This window comes from Marinomonas sp. NPDC078689 (genome assembly GCF_044542435.1).
Classification (GTDB): Bacteria; Pseudomonadota; Gammaproteobacteria; order Pseudomonadales; family Marinomonadaceae; genus Marinomonas; species Marinomonas arenicola.
This window is the reverse complement of record NZ_JBITUJ010000016.1, coordinates 1-20677: the sequence shown is the minus strand read 5'-3', so window position 1 is coordinate 20677 and position 20677 is coordinate 1. Positions and strand designations below refer to the sequence as shown.

Below are 20677 nucleotides of genomic sequence, written 5' to 3'. Positions count from 1 at the left end.
TTATTCGCTTGGTATAATGACCTTCATTTCAGGATACATTTCTTCTAGTAACATCTTCAATCTTGCTTTTGCAGTATCGTCGCCGTGGACTATATGTACCTTCTGAGGCTTAACGCGCATACGTTTAATAAAGTGGATCAAATCCTTTTGCCCAGCGTGGGCAGAATAGCCACTTATCTGTTTAACTTGTGCTTGAATCGGGTATTTAACTCCGTCAAAAATAACGTAGCCACCGGCTTTGTCATGGTAGCGCAATATGTCCCTACCTGGTGTGCCAGCGGCTTGGTAGCCTACAAAGAGAACATCGTTTCGAGCATCGCCCAAGAGGGCTTTTAGGTAATTTACCATGCGCCCGCCAGCGCACATGCCTGAAGCGGCAATGACGATCGCTGGGCGCGTTTGCCGTTTGAGATAGTCGACCGTTTGCAGGTGGTTTTCATGGCTGTCTATGGTGGTGACTTGTTCAAAGCTAAGTGGGTGGCGGCCCGCTTTAACGCGCACTTTTGCCTCTTTATCCCAATAGTCTTTTAAGGATTTATACACCTCGGTAAATTTACTGGCGAGAGGCGAATCGATAATAATGTCGATGTCTTCCCAGCGGATCGATTTGCCAGATCGCGTATGGCTGATGGTCTTGGATGTATTTTGATGAATAATGTGCTCAAGTTCATAGAGCAACTCTTGAGTGCGGCCAATACTAAAAGCAGGAATTAACACAGTGCCAGCGTCGCTTAGGGCGTGTTCGATACTTTGTTGTAAATTACGACGGCGCAGGGAGCGGTTCTCGTGATTGCGATCGCCATAGGTGCTTTCGATGACCACTTGATCGGCACGATAGGGTGACTTGGGCGCATTGAGTAACGGCGAATAGGGCGCGCCCAGATCTCCAGAAAACAACACATCGTGATAGCGTCTTCCGCTGGCTTTAACAGCAGGGCTTTTGACTCTAAAGACCCCATAAGCCGACCCTAAGATATGGCCTGCTTGATAAAGTTTGAGTTGTACTTGGGTGGATTGATCTCTGGTTAGGGGAATCTTAATCCACTCGCCATAGTCCATAGGCACTATCTGCGAAGCCAGCCTTGTTAAACAAGCCCGAATAATACTGGCGTTACGAGTGACACCGACTTTTAGCGCATCTTCAATCACCAAAGGCAGCAGCTCGGCACTCGGCTTGGAGCAGTAAATCGGCCCATGGAATCCAGCCGCCAGCAAATAAGGCAAACGACCCACATGGTCAATATGCACATGCGTCACCAGCAAGGCTTGCACAGCGCTAAGATCAAAATCGATTTCAAGACGATTCGCCCCTGCGCCAGAACCTGATGTCTCTGCTCCTTGAAACAAACCACAATCGATCAAAACAGACTGTTGCTCATCAATAAACAACTCATGACAAGACCCCGTTACCCCTTGAACCGCCCCATGATGTTTAATCGTTAACATACAAAATCCCTCTGTATTGTTAGTAAGGTAGCTAAAGAATAGTCAATACATCAACCAAATGCCCGCCCTTATGGATCGGCATGCCGAAACTTTATCCGATGCACTAGGTCTTGTGGCTGATCATTCCTTTTTAGGTGTCCCAGCCCACAAAAACTAGGCTCAGCCAAACAGTCTTTCTCTTGTGGGTCGTGGCTTTAGCCCGATTGCCACTCAACTTTAAGCCGATGAACTAGGTCTTGCTCTCCCCCTTACTTCAAGGGGGAGTTGGAGGGGGTGTTCTTGTATACATGACACGTGTGATTAACTCGATGCTTTCAACAATCAAACACCACCTGTAGTTTCGGCTTCAACCTACACCTGAGACATCAAATCTCCAGTTACTGGCCGCTCTTTTTTAGGTATCCCAGTCTGTAAAAAAACAGCCCAACACTATACAAAATCTGGACTACTTAACAATAAAGAATGGGTTGAGTAGGTTTTCTTTGTTGTATTGCAGTGGCTGTCCAGTTTCGGCGTGGAGTACTTGACCTCCGGCGGCTTCGACAACGGCGTGTGCGGCGGCGGTGTCCCATTCACAGGTGAGGCCAAGGCGTGGGTAGATGTCGGCTTTGCCTTCGGCGACGAGGCAGAGTTTCAGTGAGCTGCCCATGCTGATAATGTCGGCGCCTGGGTAGTCAGCAATAAAGGCTTTAAATTCGTCGCTCTGGTGGGAGCGGCTGCCGACGATGACGAAGTCGCTTTTTTGTGCTGGCTTGGCTCTTACTGTAATGGGCTCAGCGGCTTTGCCGTTTTCTTGTTTGTAGGCGCCCGTTTGGGCGTCGCCCACGTACAGGGTTTCAAGCGCTGGGGCGTAAACAACGCCAAAAGTCGGTTTGCCCTGTTGGATTAACGCCACGTTAACGGTAAATTCGCCGTTCTTTTTGACAAATTCTTTGGTGCCGTCAAGCGGGTCGATGAGCCAGTATTCGTCCCAATTCAGGCGTTCTTTTTTGACTTCTTCAGACGATTCTTCTGACAGCACTGGGTAGTCTGTAAGGCGCTCTAGGCCTTCTACCAAAAGGTGGTGGGCGGCTAGGTCGGCTTCGGTCAGTGGGCTGGCGTCACTTTTGTCGTATACGGCGAAGTCTTTTTGGTAAATTTCCATAATGGCGTTGCCAGCTTGGATGGCAAGGTCGATGATGGCTTGTTTGTTTGTTGCTTCCATAAGATGTCCTTTTCGTGTGCTCTATCGTGATTGATTGCTTAAATGTGTGTTGTTAGCCGTTAAATGGCCAAATAAAAGGGATGAGTAGAATGGTGGTTACGCCCACCGCAAGACTTATTGGTAAGCCTGCTTTGATAAAATCCCGTGTTTTATACCCCCCAGGACCCATGACCATTAAGTTGGTTTGATAGCCAATTGGGGTGATGAAGCTGGCCGATGCCGCCACCATAATAGTAACCACAAAGGGCAGTGGATCGCTGCCGAGCTGGTTGGCGGTGGCGACAGCAATTGGAAACATTAACACCGCGGCAGCATTGTTGGTGATCATTTCAGTGAAAATAACCGTAATAAGGTACACCAGTGCCAGAGACAGCCAAGGCGAGTGGGGAGCCCAGGCAACCAGGTGTGATGCAATTAGCTCTGCGGCGCCCGTTTTGCTCATGGCGGCGCCGAGTGAGAAGGACGCAGCAATCACGGTAATAACATTGAGGTTGACGTTACGACGGGCTTTGGTGACTGAGATGCAGCGGGTGGCAAGCATGGCCGCGGCACACAGCATGGCCGCTTCTAAAATACTTAGTAAGCCGGTCGCGCTGAGCAATACTAGGCCCAATAGCAAACCCACCGCTAATGGTGCTTTGTCAAAATTAGGGGGGGTTGAATCGTTGATGGCGCTCACCAGTAAAAAATCTCGACGCGAGCGATATTGGCCGACGAAGTCTTGGCTGGTTTCCAGTAGCAGTGTGTCGCCTACTTGTAGACGAATGTTGCCTATTTTACTGTTGATGCGGTATCCCTTACGGGAGACAGACAGCACAGCCGCTTGAAAGCGTGTGCGAAACTTGGCTTCTTTGATGGTTAAGTCCAGACCCACAAATTCAGGGCCGATGACGGCTTCAACTAAGCAGCGTTTGTTGTGTTCTATTTCTAATACGTCGGCGCCGCCGTCGACGGGTTTTAGCCCTTGGATGTTTTGTATCTCGCGGGCGCATTCTGGTGACCCGATAAAGACCAATACATCGTTTTCATACAGTTGGGTTTCAGAACCAACCGCCGATAATAAGGTTCCTTCGCGATGGATCTCAAATAAATAGCCGAATTGTAAGGCTCGCAATCCTGCGTTCTCAATGGATTTCCCGATTAAGGTGCTGCCATGGTGGACACGCATTTCAACACCATATTGGCGGGCGTTATCGGCCTGTTCTAAGGTGCTTTCACGATTGGGTAGTAGCTGCTTAGAGAAGATAAAGAGCAGTAATCCGCCGACCACAGTGATGGGTAAGCCCACCCAGAGTAACGAGAAGATGTTTAGGTGAATGCCTAGTTCTTTTTGCAATAAACCGTCCACCACAAGATTGGTGCTGGTGCCAATGAGCGTGCAGGTACCGCCCAAAATGGCGGCATAGCTTAAGGGTATGAGGAGCTTTGAGGTGGGCAGTTTAATGCGCTTAGACCAGTCCTGCACGGAAGGAATAAACATGGCCACGACGGCGGTGTTGTTCATAAAAGCGCTTAGCAGGGCGCTGGGGATGATGAGCCGAGCAAGAGCGGCTTTTAATCCTTTTGGAGAGCCGAGTAAGTATTTACTCAGCCATTGTACGGCGCCGGTTTCTTGTAGGCCGGCGGCGACTATGTATAAGATGGCGATGGTCATCACGCCTGGGTTGGCAAAGCCTGCTAGCCCTTCTTCTACTGTTAGTACGCCAGAAATAATCAATAACCCCATGGCGGTCATAAGAATGACATCGGCGGCGATGCGCGTTGACACCAGCGTAATAAACACCGCTGTAATAAGAGCCAGTGTGACCATCATTTCCATGTTGTTGCTATTCCTTCTAGCGGCCGATCTAGTGTCGTAGTGATGCTTTATCGTTATGAAATTAATATCGAGACAAAATAACTTTTATAGACGCATTGAGATACTACGCAATTACCTATAAGATCTCAATCTTTAGTGTGAATGTTGAAGAATGCGACCGGTTAATGAACTGACAAATAAAAAGCGTGAAGCGGTGCGATTACGCCTCGGTGGCTTAAGTCTGGCTCAAGTAAAGGCCAAAACTGGGCTGTCTGTGCCGACTATTGTCAGTGCCATGTCGCGCTTTAAAACGCTTGGCTGGCAAGGCTTAGAGCCAGGTGAACGAGGCCGTAAACCCTCGATAAAGAAAAGCGCAAAACATATCAATGACACGCTTTTGCAAGTGATGAAGGTTTGTTTTCAAGAGCAGCATACTTTTTGTTCTGTGGATTCGTTATTGGCGGTTTATCAGCGTCATCATAAGGCAATCAGTAAAAAGACCTTATTACGCCGACTAAATCAGCTGTTGCCAGAACAAGATCACAAAGTGGTGTTTGAGAAAATGGCGCAGTTTATCGCCCTCGCTGCTGATCAGAACAATGCGACATCAATGGCAGAGTCAGAATGTGCGCTCGTCGCAGAATCCGCGCTCACATTAGAGACGCAGGCTTTGTTAGCCAAAAGTAAGCGCTTGGTGTTGGGGTTTTACCCAATGGGTGATACGTGCGTGTTTTACACCCAAGACCGCCGCGGTGAAAGACGCTTTGCTGTTTACATTAGGCCGCCTGCAGAGCCTTCTAGCACGCTGGTTAATGCAACAGAGTCGGCGTTGTCCGAGACCTCTTTGGTGGAACAATTGAACGTACTGGTACAAGAGGCGAGCCCAGAAAAGCCTGTGTTTGTGGTGATTAAAACCGATTCTTTAGCGCGATATCGCAAGTTAGCGACGTGGCAAGTAGCGCATAAAAACAGGTGCTTTTTGTTCGCACAATGGAAATTGCCAGAGAGAGTAGAGTGAGGCTTATTGCTGCTGTTTTTATCTATAGGGCGGTTGAGTTAAGAACTATTTATTTAAGAAGTTGTGGGTTAAGCAAAGATTACGTTAAGAAAAGTGCGCTTTGAGTGTAGAGCGACAATCGTTGAATCTAGACCGACGTTGAATTTAGACCGAAAAGTGAAACATAGAACCAAAAGGAACGGATATGTTGTTAACGCATTTACAACGCCTTGAGGCGGAAAGTATTCAGATTATGCGGGAGGTTGTGGCAGAAGCCGATAACCCAGTCATGCTCTACTCGATAGGCAAAGACAGTGCCGTAATGCTGCACATTGCCATGAAGGCGTTTTACCCTTCATTGCCACCTTTTCCTCTGTTACACGTGGATACTCGCTGGAAATTCCAAGAGATGTATCAGTTCCGCGACAAGATGGTCGAAGACCTTGGTCTGGAGTTGATAACTCATACCAACCCAGATGGCATCGCGAAAAACATCAACCCGTTTGATCATGGCTCAGCAACTCATACTGACATCATGAAAACCGAAGGGTTAAAGCAAGCGTTAAACGAGCATAAGTTCGATGTGGCGTTTGGTGGTGCTCGTCGTGATGAAGAAAAATCCCGTGCTAAAGAACGGGTTTTTTCGTTCCGTACTGCAGACCATCGATGGGACCCGAAAAACCAGCGACCTGAAATCTGGAAGCAATATAACACTCGTAAAAATACGGGTGAATCGATCCGTGTTTTCCCTATTTCTAACTGGACAGAGCTGGATATTTGGCAATACATCCATTTAGAAAACATCCCGATTGTGCCGCTGTATTACTCAAAAGAGCGTCCGGTTGTGGAGCGTGACGGCACCTTGATCATGGTAGACGACGAACGCATGCCGCTTAAAGAAGGCGAAGTGCCGATGATGAAGAGTGTGCGCTTTAGAACATTGGGCTGTTACCCATTGACTGGAGCGGTGGAATCAGAAGCCGACACCTTGCCTGCCATCATTCAAGAAATGTTGTTAACCAAAACATCTGAGCGCCAGGGTCGCATGATTGACCATGATTCTGCCGCTTCCATGGAGAAGAAAAAGCAAGAGGGATATTTCTAATGGCTCATGTATCGGATTTGATTGAAACAGATATTAACCAATATTTGGAAAACCATCAGAACAAAAACCTATTGCGCTTTATTACCTGTGGCAGCGTTGATGATGGTAAAAGTACGCTGATCGGTCGTTTGTTATTTGAATCTAAAATGCTGTTTGAAGACCAGTTAGCGGCGGTAGAGTCGGATTCTCGCAAGTTTGGTACGCAAGGTGAAAACATCGATTTCGCCTTGCTGGTGGATGGCTTGGCTGCAGAGCGTGAACAGGGCATAACCATAGACGTTGCCTATCGCTTTTTCTCTACGGATCGCCGTAAGTTTATCGTTGCGGACACACCTGGGCACGAGCAATACACCCGTAACATGGTAACCGGCGCATCCACTGCGGATGTGGCGATCTTGATGGTCGACGCTCGTAAAGGCATTCTTCCGCAAACCCGTCGTCACAGTTACTTGGTCTCGCTTATTGGTATTCGTCACGTTGTTGTGGCGGTGAATAAGATGGACCTGATGGACTACTCAGAAAAAACCTACAACGCCATTGTCGAAGAGTACTCTGCGTTTGCTAAGCAAGTAGGCATAGAAAACGTAACCTTTATCCCGATGTCGGCGTTTAAAGGCGACAACATTACGTCGCAAAGCAGTGCGATGCCTTGGTATCGTGGCACGACCTTGATGGGCTTTTTGGAATCGGTTGAAATCGATGAACAGCGCCTGCAGAAGCAAGCTTTCCGCATGCCAGTGCAGTGGGTAAATCGTCCTAACCTAGATTTTCGTGGTTTCTCTGGCCAAATCGCCAGCGGTATTATCAAGCCAGGCATGAAACTTCGTGTGCTGCCATCCGGTAAAGAAAGCAGCATCGCGCGTATCGTCACAAAAGACGGCGACTTAGAAGAGGCGGTTGCCAGTCAATCAGTAACCATCACTTTGGCCGACGAAATCGACGTGTCTCGTGGAGACGTGCTGGTGGATGCGGTTGAGCCTGCAGAAGTGGCGAAACAATTTGAAACCACCATGGTGTGGATGCACGAAGAGCCATTAATGCCAGGTCGTACTTACTTGATGAAAGTCGGCACGAAAACCGTATCGGCGACTGTCATGGACATCAAATATCAGGTCAACATCAACACCATGGAGCACCTGGCGGCGAAGCACCTGGATTTAAATGGCATTGGTGTGTGTACCGTTAGCTTGGATCAGCCGATCGCCTTTGATAAATACCTAGACAACGCCGACACCGGTGGCTTCATCTTGATCGACCGTTTAAGCAACAATACCGTGGGCGCGGGTATGATCAACTTCGCCTTGCGTCGTAGTCAAAACATAGTCATGCAGCATGTGGACGTGGCAAAAGAAGCGCGCTCACAACAAAAAGCACAGAAGCCATGTATTATCTGGCTGACTGGCTTGTCGGGTGCGGGTAAATCGACCATTGCCAACTTGGTTGAGAAGAAATTGTTCGCCATGGGTCAGCACACCTATTTGCTTGATGGCGACAACATACGCCACGGTCTAAACAAAGACCTAGGCTTTAAAGACGAAGATCGCGTGGAAAACATCCGCCGCATCTCTGAAGTCGCGAAACTCATGGTCGATGCTGGCTTAATCGTCGTCACTGCATTTATTTCACCGTTCAGAGCAGAACGCGCCATGGCCAGAGAAATGGTCGAAGACGGCGAATTTGTCGAAGTCTTCGTCAACACCTCACTAGAAGTGGCCGAAGAGCGTGACGTAAAAGGCTTATATCGTAAAGCGCGTCGTGGTGAGCTGAAAAACTTCACCGGTATCGACTCGCCTTATGAAGAACCAACGGACGCAGAGTGTGTGCTCAATACCAACGAAACCTCTGCAGAAGACTGCGCAGATAGAGTAGTTGAATACCTAATAGAGCATCATTACGTATAAAACATGGCTTTAACAAGTCATAACAACGAAAACTAAGCAAAACCAAGCCGGAGCGTGAAAACGCCCCGGCTTTTTTATACCCACAACCCAAGCGACAGCGGAGCAGGTCTTGCTCTTAGCTCTCCCCCTTTTCTCCAAGCGGCAGCCGTACAGGTCTTACTCTTAGCTCTCCCCCTTTTCTTCAAGGGGGAGTTGGAGGGGGTTATGCACTGTTACTGTCACTTGAACTTTTTTGTCTTTGGGCCTTCCTGCTTATTTTTCAAAAAAACGCCAAAATGGAAACTCGGGTGGACTGAAGATCTAAGAACCAGAACCAGAACCAGAACCAGAACCAGAACCAGAACCAGAACCAGAACCAGAACCAGAACCAGAACCAGCCCAAGCCCGAAAACCCCCACCAGCTCCCCCTTGAAGTAAGGGGGAGAGCAGAACTAGAACCAGAACCAGCCCAAGCCCGAAAACCCCCACCAGCTCCCCCTTGAAGTAAGGGGGAGAGCCAGTGACAGCCTAAGAGCCAGTTTCAGGTTAGGGTTTTCTTTACCTAATCCATTGCTCCCATTGCGTTAGCTATTTTATCAACCACTGCGTCTAGCTCTTCATTCACTTCGACATTAGTAAAACGTAATACGAGCATGCATTTTGAACTCAAATACCCATCACGTTTCTTATCCAAATTCGGTGCTTTATCTGTGTAATGACTGTCTCCATCTAACTCGATGACCAAACATTTTTCAGGACAATAAAAATCAACGATGTAAGAGCCAATACCATGTTGCCTTCTAAACTTAACCCCTAACTGCTGCCCCCTTAGACGCTGCCACAGTAACAACTCCGGGTGTGGCATAGCACCTCGAAGTCTTTTGCGTAGCGCCTTATGCTGCTTGATATTGAACACCTTATCCTTCATTTCATAGCCTCCTTGCTATTTAACACCTATAACCTTAATCCTAGTCGCCGCTGTGAAGAAAAGAAACAGCGCAAAATCCAGCTTGCTCCAAGCGGCAGCCGTACAGGTCTTGCTCTTAGCTCTCCCCCTTTTCTTCAAGGGGGAGTTGGAGGGGGTTATGCACTGTTACTGTCACTTGAACTTTTTTGTCTTTGGGCCTTCCTGCTTATTTTTCAAAAAAACGCCAAAATGGAAACTCGGGTGGGCTGAAGATCTAAGAACCAGAACCAGAACCAGAACCAGAACCAGAACCAGCCCGAAAACCCCCACCAGCTCCCCCTTGAAGTAAGGGGGAGAGCAGAACCAGAACCAGAACCAGCCCGAAAACCCCCACCAGCTCCCCCTTGAAGTAAGGGGGAGAGCAGAACCAGAACCAGTGCCAGTGCCAGCCCGAAAACCCCCACCAGCTCCCCCTTGAAGTAAGGGGGAGAGCAGAACTAGAACCAGAACCAGCCCAAGCCCAAGCCCGAAAACCCCCACCAGCTCCCCCTTGAAGTAAGGGCGGGCTTTACAGTATTCATACTTTTCAGCGCTATTAGGCACATGTTTGCTTGTTATTGTTCTCTGTTAGTTTTGTGCTTGGGGTTGTGTATTTTATGAAGGATGAGAAGGTGGTTGTGCCTAAGTTTGTGTTGCATGTTGGTCGTCATAAGACAGGGACGACGTCGGTTCAGCATTTTCTGGCCTTGAACGAAGATTTGTTATCAAAGAAATATGGCATTCTTTATCCTCGTATTGGTCGGCACAAACGAAACAATAATCATCATAGCTTCTTTCTTCCTTTCATCACTACAGGCAAGCCGATAGATCCTACAGATGTTTCTTTGATGATGGAGGAGGCGGTTGCGCGTCGTTGTCATACTGTGTTGTTGTCTTCGGAGGTGTTGTCTCGTCCTAATTTATCAGATGATCAATTGCAGGCGATTCGCGCGGTGTTTTCTGGTTATGAGGTGGAGGTTATTATGTCGTTACGTCGACAAGATGATTTTCAAGAGTCGCGTTATGCGGAACGGGTGAAGAAGGGGTTGATTGGCTTTTCTGAAACCATAGAGGATATCGAAGCCGAGAGTCTAGATTATTATGGTTTTGTTGGGCGCTATGCGGCTATTTTTGGTAGAGAGGCGATAACCATTACGAGTTATGACAGGGATAAGCGAGAAGGTTTGTTGGTTCGTTTTTTGTCTATTTTAGGCATTCCTTCCTTTGATGGCTTTCAAACCCGTAAACAATCTCTGAACGCTCGCTATTCGTGGCGTTATATTGAATTTATTAGAAGGGTGAATCGTTATAAGTTAGGGCGGTTCATTGTGACTCAGAAAGCCTTTAGGGTGGTTGGGTCTAGGTTGTCTACTTATTTGTCTAAATGGTTTCCCCGCTTTATGAACCAGCCAAAGCCGATTTCTGCAGAAGAAAAAAAAGCCTTGTTTGCAGAATATAAAGCCAGCAATGAGCGCTTAGAAAATGAATATTTAAATGGCGAGCGTTTGTTCTAACGCCCAACCAAACGTCGGATTACGCCTTGTTCCTCGTTTCATCCGACGTTTGGTTGGGCCGCATATCGTAGGGCATCATCAGCGAAGCGCAATGTGTCGATGGCCGCGAAGCGGGCACATGAATGGCACGGAGGCGATTTTATGTTACTGGCGCTTGTTACTGGTGGGTTGGCCTTTAGGCCAATAGCTGGAGATTGGATAAAACCAATTATCGGTTAAAGTCCAAATGATGAGTGATACTCTTCCCTTAAATCATCAAGTTAATTGCACGTGTCACGTATTTTGGGGGGGTTATAACTCCGCGGTATTTGGCCTAAAGGCCAACCCACAAGACTTAGATCATTGGCTATTTCTAGTTTTGTCAGTGGTTTTTACGGATATTTTTCGCTGTCATTATTTGTCTAGTTCTAGAGGTGTTTTATTATTGTTCATCATGTGAACGCTAACTCTTAGGGAATTTACACTATCCATACCTTTCGATGTGATTAGCCACAAACTTGTTTGCTATTTTTGTGAAAAATCTCATGACAAGGCTGTTTTAGATCGTCGTTAGTAAGAGGCGAATTTGGATGATGTAGCACTTTTGGCCGTTAGTTAATTGAGAAGTGACTTTGACAGCAAAAAAACATTTTATAAGAAATTATCTCGGCTTAGGCACGATTCGAGTATTAAATATTCCGCTTAGTATTGTGATAAGCGTGATTTTAGCGCGTTCATTGGGCCCTGAAGGTTTTGGCCAATATTCGTTTGTGATGGCGTTAATTCCTTTGCTGGCGTTGCCGGTTAATGGTGGTCTTCCTAAGTTGCTGACCCGTGAAATAGCAGGTTTTGTACAACAAGAGAAATGGGGGTTGTACAGGGGGATGATGCGCACGGCGTTTGTTTGGGTCGTGTCGCTTGCTGTTTTGTTGGTTTGTGTCATTTGGGCAATAGCGTATTTCACGGATGCGATGGCTGAGGGCAGTAAGTGGCGTTTGTTGCCTATCGCTATTTTGATGATTCCGGTGATTGGCTTTAACGCAGTGCGCAGTGGCACGGTTAAAGGCTTGGGCTTGCCTTTTTATTCTGAAGTTCCTGTCACCATTGTACAGCCTTGTTTTCTTCTTTTGACCCTAGCCAGTTTGTTGTTCTACCAAGTTCTGGACCCTTTGCATGCGGTGTGGGCGCAAGTCATTTCATACGGTGCGACCTTTGTTGTTTCTAGCTGGTTGTTTTTGAAGGTTCAGCCTTCTATCTCTCGTTTACACCGGCCTATTTATACTAGGGCTAAATGGGCGAGGAGTCTGTTGCCGTTTACTGTTTTGGCGCTTGTGAATACCTTCAACACAAAAATCGGTATCTTTTTGCTGGGGATGTTTAGTGCGGATGAGCAGGTCGCTGCGATGCGAGTGGCGGAAAGAGGTGGGCAGTTTGTTACGCTCTCATTGACCATTGTGAACCTGATCATTGCGCCTCAGATCGTGCGAGCATTTCGCGACAATAATACAAGCTTGCTGCAAAAATTGGCCAAGCAGTCGGCCCGAGGAGGTTTGCTGGTGGCGTTGCCTATTGCGGCGGTACTGGTGTTTTTTGGCGAGTTTATTATCCGCGTGGTGTTCGGTGAAAGTTATTTAGACATCACTTACGGTCCTATGGTGATTTTGATCATTGGGCAATTGGTAAATGTATTTTTTGGCTCCTTGGCCTATCTCTTAACCATGAGTGGCCATGAAAAAGACACCTTGAAAGGCCAGGTCGTGGCGGTTATCTCTAATGTGTTGATGTGTTCTATATTGATCCCGATGTATGGGGCTGTAGGAGCTGCGATCAGTGTGTCTATTAGTCTTGTTATATCGAATTTCTTATTGGCTAGATTGGTTTTCATAAGGCTAAAAGTCGTGCCAGGGGCTATCTAAAGTGAAAGTACTAGGAGAAGTATGAAGTCCATCGCTCACTATTTTGACAAGGCGTTTTTTGGTCGTTACCGGTTCCCTTATAGAAAGTACCAAGATAGAACAAAGTGCATTTTTATACACATACCAAAAGCCGCAGGTACGTCTGTGTTACAAGCGTTGGGCAAAGAAGGGGTTGAGGGCAGAGATCACCTCCCTTGGCTTGTTTATAAAAAAGCCAACGCCAAAAAGTTTGAAACCTATTTTAAATTTGCGTTTGTGAGAGACCCTTTAGACAGAGCCTACTCTGCCTATGAATACCTAGTAAAAGGTGGGAACCAAACACACGATTTGGTGACCGCTGACAAGCTAAAGACATTCTCAGGGTTTGAGGATTTTGTCATTAATGGATTAGGTAAGGGGTTATATAGAAACCATGTGATGTTCTTACCTCAGTCGTTTTTCATTATAAATAATGACAATGAACTGGCGGTGGACTTTGTTGGCAAGTTTGAGTGCATCGAGCAAGACTTTGCTCGGGTTAAGAAGACACTTGGTTTAACGGTTGATCTGACACATGAAAACAAAGGTAAGCAAAGCAAAGACCTAAGCGCCATTCGCAACAATGAACAAGTCATGAGCGTCATGTTTACGCTATATGCCCAAGACTATTTATTACTCGATTACTCTGTTGAATAGTTTCAACACAAGTGCCTGATTTGAATCCTAATCTAAGTGGTTTTATGAAGATTAAATGTATATTAAAAAACGCGTTAAAGAAGGTCAGAAACAAGTATCTCTTTAATAAGAAAGCGAAACAAATTGCCGCTTGGAAAGACCAATCCCCCATTTTTATTTTAGGCACTCAAAAAACTGGCACAACGGCGATTGCGGCGTTATTGGCCAAAAGCTGCAACGAAGAGGTCACGCTTGATTTGCTCAAGTCGATCAAAGACCCAGCTTGGCTGTTGCGAGTTTCCTACGGGTTGCAGCCTTTTTCCGATATTGTGGCCAAGTACGAAAAAGACTTTTCAAAAAAGATGATAAAAGAACCTTGGCTGACGTACTTTTATGAGGATCTGGTTACGCTTTACCCAAAGGCCAAATTTGTCATGGTGGTCAGAGACCCATTCAGCACCATTAGAAGTGTTTTGAATAGGCTGCAGATACCGGGGGATAAAGCCAGGATAGATCAGGATGCCTATACAGATTTAACCAACATAAAAATCTGGAAGCTGGCCCTAGACAGCAGCTGGAGTGGGCGTCCGTCAGAAGATTATATCACCGCTATGGCGCATAGGTGGGACATAGCAAGCAGAGTGTATTTGGACAATCAAGATAGATTCCACCTCATTCGCTATGAAGATTTCAACGCCGATAAACAAGCCGCAATAGCCGCCTTGTCCACCGCACTTGGCTACCACAGCCACGGGGATATAGAGCCATATTTGGATATTCAGTATCAGGTGAAAGGCAAGCGAGATACTGATTTAAAGGCTTTTTTCGGTGACGAAAATTACCAAAAAATCGCCCGTATCTGTGGCGATAGCGCAGCACAACTGGGCTATACAATATGACCGCTATACAACTACATCGCGTTAGCATTAAAGGGTAAAAAATGTCTGTTTATGTTTCATTAACGGCGATCAACCAGCGATTGCCCGTACTTAGATACACCTTGATGAGTCTGTTAGAGCAGAGTTATAAGCCTGATTATATTGTATTGAACCTTTCTAAAGACGCTTATCTGCTTGATGAAGGGGTGCATCAGCTTCCAGACTGGTTAACGGCCATGGAGCGTAACGGTGTGAGCATTAATTGGGTTGAAAACACCGGTTCCTACAGGAAACTATTGCCAGTTTTTCGTTCGATTACGCCTGAAGACATTCTGGTTACCTGCGACGATGATGTCATTTATGGAGAGGATTGGTTAAAGCACCTGTTACAAGCCGCTGAACAGCACCCTGATGATATCGTCTGCGGCCGAGCAAGAAAGCCGGTTAATAGCCCTCTTGGCGGATACCAGAGTTATTTGAATTGGCCATTAGCCGAAGCTGGTACACACAAGTTGCATCTTATTCCGATCGGCATTGCCGGTATCGTCTACAGAAAGAAGCTATTAAAGGATTCCATAATCGCTTCCCAGGCATTTTTGACTGAAGCGCCCAAGCAAGATGACCTTTGGTTCCGCCATGCCAGTTTAGCATTGGGGACTAAAGTGTTTGTTGCTCCTGGGGTAAACGCACAAGTGTACCCGATTAACACACCAGAAGAGCTGTCTCGAACCAACACCGTGACGGCAGTGATACGCACCTGGGACAACTTCATGTTTGCGTTATTTTCCAAGTTTAAGACCCGTTTGAAAGCCTACTTGGGCATTAAGGTTTGTGATAATGATCATGTTATTAAAAGACTCGAGTTGTTTAAAACTCACTAAGTTTTTCTCGCTTTTCATTATAATCATCACTAATTAGAGGTTTCGCTTTGGGTGTTAAGAGAAATAGAGTAACTATTATCTCCCCGTCATTTTTAGGGGGAGGCGCAGAAAAGATAGCGATTAACCTGGCCAATTATTACGCCAGTGTAGGTCAAGAGGTAAGCTTAATCGTGCTGTCATCTAAAGGCCCTTACGCAAGTCAGCTTAGCCCGTCAGTCAAGGTGAATGCGCTCAATACCAGAGGGCGCTATGTTTTCTTTAAACTCTATAAAATACTAAAGAAAGACTCATCAGATGTTATTTTCTCAGTGATACGAGATACCAATGTTATTGTCGGAGCAATAGGGTATTTTCTTAAATTACCCTTGGTATTTCGTGAAGCCAATACCATGGACTCCATCGAAGAAATGCCTTTTTATAAAGGGGTACTTTATAAATCATTGATGAAAAGAAGCTATAAAAAAGCCAATCTTATTATCGCCAATTCTAGCGACACCAAAAAAGATTTAATCGCCCATAAAATCACTGAGAGCAATAAGATAACCGTGATTGGCAATCCAGTATTACCGGCGCAGGAGGATGCCTTAATGGCATCAGAACCTGCCCACCCTTGGTTTGATAAAGAAAAATTTGATTTGGTGTTGAACGTAGGGCGCCTGCATAGACAAAAGAATCAAGAATTTCTTTTATATTCTTTTAGTGAATTGTATAAAGAAAATAATCGTGCTCGGCTGATTGTTTTAGGCGAGGGCGGGTTACAAAGCCATTTGAATCGCTTGGCTAAACTCTTAGGTATTGAGGCGGTTATTGAGATTGTTCCTTTTCAAAATAACCCCTTTGTATTTTATAAAGCGGCATCGGTGTTTGCGCTTACCTCATCTTGGGAAGGCTTTGGTAATGTCCTGGTGGAAGCCATGTGGTGTAAGACGCCGGTCATTGCTCTCGACTGCCCAGGTGGCCCCAAATCCATCCTCAATAACGGGGAGTTTGGGCACTTGTTATCCACCGATGATCCCGCGGTTTTTGCTGCGCAGATAAGTAACATACTGACCTCTGATAACCTTGACGCCATAGAACGGGCCTATCAAAGATCGTTAGAATACAGTGTTCCTGCTATTGCCTCCTTGTATTATGAACAAGCCACGGACCAGCCAATAAAATAATCATTTTTAAACAGCATTTCCGCCAATGTGTTTTCTTTATGAATTTATATTGACGATATATTGGTGAAAATATGTGGCTAATATGGTTTTTTAGCTACTTAATGTAAATCCAACTCTCCTCTATTGAATGATGCTTTGCTTGTTAGTAAATTGCCCCGATTCTATCCGTCTTTTTATAATAAATAGACCGCTGTTTCTCTCTTTCTACGGGGTTATATTGAAGAGGCTTTTCCGTGAAAAAAATATTGTATGTCGTTAGTACACTAGCTAAATGTGGGCCAACGAATCAACTTTTTAATATAATTAAAAATCAAAACACAAACGACGTTGATATCTGTGTATTAACCCTTTCACCGGAAGGGGAAAACAGTGATAAAGCCCGTTTTGATCACCTTGGCGTACAAACACGCAGCTTAGGCTTGAGTCGTTTACAAGGGATGTTTTTAGCCAAAAAAAAGCTAATTGAGTTTGTTGTGGGATATCAGCCTAATCTAATTCATTCCCAAGGCGTAAGGGCCGATTTTTATTTAAGTAAAATAAAGTTGGCATGTCCTTGGGTCATTACCTCTAGAAACTTTCCACCTGAAGATTATCTTTCTAGATTTGGTTTTATTAAAGGTCATTTGACCGTGCGCTCACACTTGTCTGCGTTGAAGAGATGCAAAAACATTGTGTCTTGTTCCCATGCGGTTGCCACTAAATTATCGAATATCGGCATCGCCTCTAGTGTCATTCAAAACGGCGTAGAGGCGAGCGTTTTGGCGACACAAGAAAGCGTGAACCTTGAGCACTTAGAAAAACCAATATTTGTCACCGCAGGCAGCTTTATCCCTCGTAAAAACATGGGCTTTCTTGTAGACGCGATGAAGACATATTTTGACACTCACCCAGGCAGCTTAGTACTGCTCGGTGATGGCCCTTTATTAGACGAATGTAAGACAGGCAGCAACGATCACATCGTGTTTATGGGCAATGTAAATACTGTTTCTGAGTATTTATCTTGTGCGGATTACTTTATTTCTTCCTCTTTATCAGAAGGTTTGCCCAATGCGGTGTTAGAAGCTCTATCGCACGGCGTGCCAGCCATATTATCCGATATAGAGTCACATTCAGAAATGGCAAGGGAATACCCTAAATCGATTAAAACCTTTCCTCTGGCGAGTGATAAGAACGCCTTTGTGAATTGCATAGGGTCTGCGCTTGCATCGTTCGACAAGGCCTCTCGCGATGAGGCTCGACGTATTTCTCAAGAAAAATTCTCGGATCAGGCGATGTCTTTTTCTTATCAGAAATTTTATGAAAATGTATTAACTAGCAATGCAAAAACGACTTATTTCGGTGAACTATAATGAAGTTACACGACTTATTGTATGGCAAGAATGTTGTCATTCTTATAGATGACTTAGAAAGATATGAATTTTTTAAAAAAATCATAACGAGCTCGTCCATTAAGAATATCACCTTTCTGCATGCCGCTTTATACAGTTACCTGTACGCTAAGCAAGATGTGAGCTTGAACTATGAATGTGACAATATTTTGCTTAAAGGTGAGGCGTCTTTAGAAATAAGTCCGCTGTCTATCGATGAAGTGAAGTTAGGCAAACGTATCTGCAATGATTTACAGGCAGACACCAAAAAGGCCCTAGAGACGGTTTTTTCAAACTATGATCATCTGCTTGTTTTTAAGGGTTTTCAGTTTGCTTTCCGTCATGTAGAAGCCTTTATTGAAAAAGACAAATCCTTGTTTTTTGAAATCGGTAACTTCCCGAATAAATTCCAATGGAGTAAAACCGGTGTTAACGCAGACTCAGATCATGCTCTTCGTGTATCTGAAGTCACCGAGGTGATTAAAGAGGAAGACAAGGAAGCACTAAAAACACTCCTGTTTACCTATACACCACCCCACGTAGCGAAGAAGATACGCTCGAAAGCGCTAGAAGCCATAGTGAATAAATTTGGTCATTATGTGTTTAAGACCATTCACCCAGAGCCTTCTATTCTTTCGTCTTTGAAAATAGCCGTATCGGCTTTCATTGCTAAGCGTTTGATTAAAAAAATAGCAAGAGAATCAAGACCTGTCATTACTGAAAAATATTGCTTGTTTATTAGTCAGGTTGAATTTGATTCTCAGACCGTATTCCAGGCCTCAGAAGTCAATCTTTCCGCGTTGAAAAAAGCCCAAAAAATAGCCAATGAGCGCAACATAAAACTGATTGTTCGCTTGCACCCAGCCGAAAAAAATCTACGTCACTTGAAGGACACGATTCGGTACTGTCAGTTGCATGATATTGAAATACACAATGCGGGCAGTTTATTAAATATCGTGAATGACTCTGAATTTGTTATGACGATCAACTCAACCGGTGGCGCACACTCCATATTGTTCAATAAGGAAGTGGTGAATTTTGGACGCGCTTTTTACAGTGGTTGGTCGCCGAGTGATGTGGTGAAGTACTATCGATATGTCTTAGAAGAAGCCTGACTTAGGTTTTTATTCGAATCAAAGAGCGCGCCAAGCTCCCCATGACGCGCTCGTTTAGCCAGCCTTTTGTTTCACTTTATTGATCGTCTTTCTACTTCACCTTGTTTCTACTCACCTGGTAAATAAAAGGCAAATCTGGAAAATTGCAATGCAAATACACGTCACGCTCCCGAGGTTTATATGGTTCTTAGCCGCAATGACCTTTGCGGCCGCCATAGGGATCCCAAAAGGCTTCAATGTCACTACCTTGCTGATTATTCTCTGTTCTTTTGCTATGTCCTGTTTCAAGCCCCTAGCTCAGCCTGTTGATAAAGCGGACAAAGCACTGATCTGGACGTTTTTTGTCTTTGGCTTGAGCTTGATCCTCTTCTCGTTAGCCGATCATTTAGAAATGAGGGGCTTAGATAAACCTTCTCGCTTTCTGTTTGTGATACCAGTTGTGTTCCTTTTATTGCGAACTAAAGGCCACCAAGAATGGCTGTGGTACGGCATTGTGGTGGGAGCCTTGTTGGCGTTTGCTCTTGCCTTGTATGAAAGGCTAGTAGAAGGGGTGTCCAGAGCCAGCGGTGAAGAGCATCCAATTATGTTTGGTGATACTGGCATGATGCTGGGCTTGCTTAGTTTGGTGGCGAGTATCTACTTTTTCTCCCAGAAGCGATTTTATTGGCTAGCCGTTGCGCTTGTTGGCAGCCTTGCTGGTATTGGCACTTCGGTATTGTCCGGCTCGCGAGGGGGGTGGGTTGCGCTGCCTTTAATTACGGCATTTTTGCTTTGGGAATGCCGTGAATTGCTTGGTAAAAAACGCCTTATGAGTGTGTTGTCCGTCGCGCTGGTTATGGTGGTGGCTGCGGTGGCTATCCCGCAGACAGGCATACAAAAGCGAGTAGGGGAAGCAGTCAGCAATATATCTGATTATTCACAAGGCGCAAAGAGCGCGACATCAGTTGGCTTGCGTTTTGATATGTGGAAATCGGCAATATACATGTTTCAACAAGCGCCCATGTTAGGCGTAGGCGAAAGCCAGGTTCAACCCATTAAGCGCGAGTTATCCGCCCTAGGTGAGATCAACCCAAGGGCCGTCCCTTATAATCATGCTCACAATGAATACCTGCAAGCACTGTCTACCCGCGGCGTCGTAGGTTTAATCTTGTTGCTGGCAATGTACCTCATCCCTTTGAAACTATTTTTGCACAAACTGCGTCAATATAAACACAACTGGCGAATACGAGCTTACGCCATTGGTGGCGCACTTATCCCCATGTGCTACATGGATTTTGCCCTCACCCAAACCATGTTTATGCACAACATAGGCGTGATGATGTTTGCCTTCCCCATCGCCTACTTCTGGGCTGCACTGCGTTGGACAGAGAGAGAAGAGCGGCCAGCCGCCGCTTAACGCTCTCCCTGAGCATCACTAGACGGCTAGAAACCACAGGTAGGGTGTAATGCGACGATTGCATGCACCGTATCGACTCTTCATGATCGATAACCAACTTCTTATTACTCTATACAAGCCATCCTAAGACATAGTAATCAAAAACCTTTTTCATAACGCCTTAACCAAAATACAGAATTGACCCGCTAACTTAGATGACTGTGTGCCTTAAACAGTCTTTCTTAAACAACCTGTTTGGGGAGCTTATGTTAGAGGTATTGCATGGGAAAAGAGGAGGCTTTGTGTAGTTATCTTCACATTGTTTGCAACCTGAAAATAGGTATTTTAAAATAACTTCATTACACCCGAATTCAAGTACGAAGTGCGACACTTTTCACTTCAAGCAGCCAAACACATCAGTTTAAAGATAACGGCTGGCTGCTTGAATCCTAAACACTT

The 20677-nt window shown here is 45.6% G+C and carries 17 protein-coding genes; 12 read left to right on the top strand and 5 right to left on the bottom strand.

The features are described from left to right. From ACIGBN_RS17010 to ACIGBN_RS17000, 3 genes are all read right to left on the bottom strand, one after another. Complete coding sequence (locus tag ACIGBN_RS17010; protein WP_396666764.1) at positions 1–1446, bottom strand: MBL fold metallo-hydrolase RNA specificity domain-containing protein; 1446 nt, start codon at positions 1444–1446, stop codon at positions 1–3. Between the two features lie 445 nt (positions 1447–1891). Beyond that, positions 1892–2650, bottom strand: a complete 759-nt coding sequence (gene cysQ / locus ACIGBN_RS17005; RefSeq protein WP_396666762.1) for a 3'(2'),5'-bisphosphate nucleotidase CysQ — start codon at positions 2648–2650, stop codon at positions 1892–1894. 52 nt (positions 2651–2702) lie between these two features. Continuing rightward, positions 2703–4469 (bottom strand): SLC13 family permease, encoded by a 1767-nt coding sequence (locus ACIGBN_RS17000; RefSeq protein WP_396666760.1) that lies wholly within the window; start codon positions 4467–4469, stop codon positions 2703–2705. A 151-nt stretch (positions 4470–4620) separates the two neighbouring features. Between ACIGBN_RS17000 and ACIGBN_RS16995 the strand changes: the two genes are divergently transcribed. The 3 genes from ACIGBN_RS16995 (at position 4621) to cysN (ending at position 8451) form a co-directional block, all read left to right on the top strand. Beyond that, positions 4621–5466 carry a hypothetical protein gene (locus tag ACIGBN_RS16995; protein WP_396666758.1) on the top strand — a complete coding sequence of 282 codons (846 nt, stop codon included), beginning with the start codon at positions 4621–4623 and terminating at the stop codon, positions 5464–5466. 184 nt (positions 5467–5650) lie between these two features. Next, positions 5651–6550 carry a sulfate adenylyltransferase subunit CysD gene (cysD, locus tag ACIGBN_RS16990; RefSeq protein WP_396666757.1) on the top strand — a complete coding sequence of 300 codons (900 nt, stop codon included), beginning with the start codon at positions 5651–5653 and terminating at the stop codon, positions 6548–6550. After that, on the top strand, positions 6550–8451 hold the full coding sequence (gene cysN / locus ACIGBN_RS16985; protein WP_396666756.1) for a sulfate adenylyltransferase subunit CysN: 1902 nt from the start codon (positions 6550–6552) through the stop codon (positions 8449–8451). Before cysD ends, cysN begins: the two co-directional genes overlap by 1 nt. Positions 8452–8751: 300 nt before the next feature. On the opposite strand, the gene ACIGBN_RS16980 is transcribed toward cysN, so the two are convergent. Together ACIGBN_RS16980 and ACIGBN_RS16975 are read right to left on the bottom strand one after the other, a co-directional pair. Beyond that, the gene (locus ACIGBN_RS16980) at positions 8752–8919 is read right to left on the bottom strand and encodes a hypothetical protein (RefSeq protein ID WP_396666754.1); all 168 of its coding nucleotides are present in this window, start codon (positions 8917–8919) and stop codon (positions 8752–8754) included. A gap of 73 nt (positions 8920–8992) precedes the next feature. Continuing rightward, the gene (locus tag ACIGBN_RS16975) at positions 8993–9358 is read right to left on the bottom strand and encodes an endonuclease domain-containing protein (RefSeq protein ID WP_396666752.1); all 366 of its coding nucleotides are present in this window, start codon (positions 9356–9358) and stop codon (positions 8993–8995) included. 635 nt (positions 9359–9993) lie between these two features. Between ACIGBN_RS16975 and ACIGBN_RS16970 the strand changes: the two genes are divergently transcribed. From ACIGBN_RS16970 to ACIGBN_RS16930, 9 genes are all read left to right on the top strand, one after another. Then, complete coding sequence (locus tag ACIGBN_RS16970) at positions 9994–10890, top strand: hypothetical protein (protein WP_396666750.1); 897 nt, start codon at positions 9994–9996, stop codon at positions 10888–10890. A gap of 611 nt (positions 10891–11501) precedes the next feature. After that, entirely contained in the window at positions 11502–12785 is a 1284-nt protein-coding gene (locus tag ACIGBN_RS16965) for a flippase (RefSeq protein WP_396666748.1), read from the top strand. A gap of 21 nt (positions 12786–12806) precedes the next feature. Further along, positions 12807–13460: a sulfotransferase family 2 domain-containing protein gene (locus ACIGBN_RS16960; RefSeq protein WP_396666746.1), complete on the top strand. Its 654-nt coding sequence runs from the start codon at positions 12807–12809 to the stop codon at positions 13458–13460. 20 nt (positions 13461–13480) lie between these two features. Continuing rightward, complete coding sequence (locus ACIGBN_RS16955; protein WP_396666744.1) at positions 13481–14338, top strand: sulfotransferase family protein; 858 nt, start codon at positions 13481–13483, stop codon at positions 14336–14338. Positions 14339–14379: 41 nt separating this feature from the next. Next, positions 14380–15198: a glycosyltransferase gene (locus ACIGBN_RS16950; RefSeq protein ID WP_396666742.1), complete on the top strand. Its 819-nt coding sequence runs from the start codon at positions 14380–14382 to the stop codon at positions 15196–15198. 47 nt (positions 15199–15245) lie between these two features. After that, the gene (locus ACIGBN_RS16945; protein ID WP_396666740.1) at positions 15246–16361 is read left to right on the top strand and encodes a glycosyltransferase; all 1116 of its coding nucleotides are present in this window, start codon (positions 15246–15248) and stop codon (positions 16359–16361) included. Positions 16362–16594: 233 nt separating this feature from the next. Next, positions 16595–17710, top strand: coding sequence for a glycosyltransferase (locus ACIGBN_RS16940; protein ID WP_396666738.1), 1116 nt, complete (start codon positions 16595–16597; stop codon positions 17708–17710). Next, entirely contained in the window at positions 17710–18843 is a 1134-nt protein-coding gene (locus tag ACIGBN_RS16935; protein WP_396666736.1) for a hypothetical protein, read from the top strand. Before ACIGBN_RS16940 ends, ACIGBN_RS16935 begins: the two co-directional genes overlap by 1 nt. 148 nt (positions 18844–18991) lie before the next feature. Continuing rightward, positions 18992–20239, top strand: a complete 1248-nt coding sequence (locus ACIGBN_RS16930; RefSeq protein WP_396666734.1) for an O-antigen ligase family protein — start codon at positions 18992–18994, stop codon at positions 20237–20239. Positions 20240–20677 lie beyond the last annotated feature (438 nt).

Excerpts from the sequence above, each read along its gene's own strand:
- ACIGBN_RS17010 (WP_396666764.1), bottom strand. The coding sequence starts at position 1,446 with ATGTTAACGATTAAACATCATGGGGCGGTTCAAGGGGTAACGGGGTCT.
- cysQ (WP_396666762.1), bottom strand. The coding sequence starts at position 2,650 with ATGGAAGCAACAAACAAACAAGCCATCATCGACCTTGCCATCCAAGCT.
- ACIGBN_RS17000 (WP_396666760.1), bottom strand. The coding sequence starts at position 4,469 with ATGGAAATGATGGTCACACTGGCTCTTATTACAGCGGTGTTTATTACG.
- ACIGBN_RS16995 (WP_396666758.1), top strand. The coding sequence starts at position 4,621 with ATGCGACCGGTTAATGAACTGACAAATAAAAAGCGTGAAGCGGTGCGA.
- cysD (WP_396666757.1), top strand. The coding sequence starts at position 5,651 with ATGTTGTTAACGCATTTACAACGCCTTGAGGCGGAAAGTATTCAGATT.
- cysN (WP_396666756.1), top strand. The coding sequence starts at position 6,550 with ATGGCTCATGTATCGGATTTGATTGAAACAGATATTAACCAATATTTG.
- ACIGBN_RS16975 (WP_396666752.1), bottom strand. The coding sequence starts at position 9,358 with ATGAAGGATAAGGTGTTCAATATCAAGCAGCATAAGGCGCTACGCAAA.
- ACIGBN_RS16970 (WP_396666750.1), top strand. The coding sequence starts at position 9,994 with ATGAAGGATGAGAAGGTGGTTGTGCCTAAGTTTGTGTTGCATGTTGGT.
- ACIGBN_RS16960 (WP_396666746.1), top strand. The coding sequence starts at position 12,807 with ATGAAGTCCATCGCTCACTATTTTGACAAGGCGTTTTTTGGTCGTTAC.
- ACIGBN_RS16950 (WP_396666742.1), top strand. The coding sequence starts at position 14,380 with ATGTCTGTTTATGTTTCATTAACGGCGATCAACCAGCGATTGCCCGTA.
- ACIGBN_RS16935 (WP_396666736.1), top strand. The coding sequence starts at position 17,710 with ATGAAGTTACACGACTTATTGTATGGCAAGAATGTTGTCATTCTTATA.
- ACIGBN_RS16930 (WP_396666734.1), top strand. The coding sequence starts at position 18,992 with ATGCAAATACACGTCACGCTCCCGAGGTTTATATGGTTCTTAGCCGCA.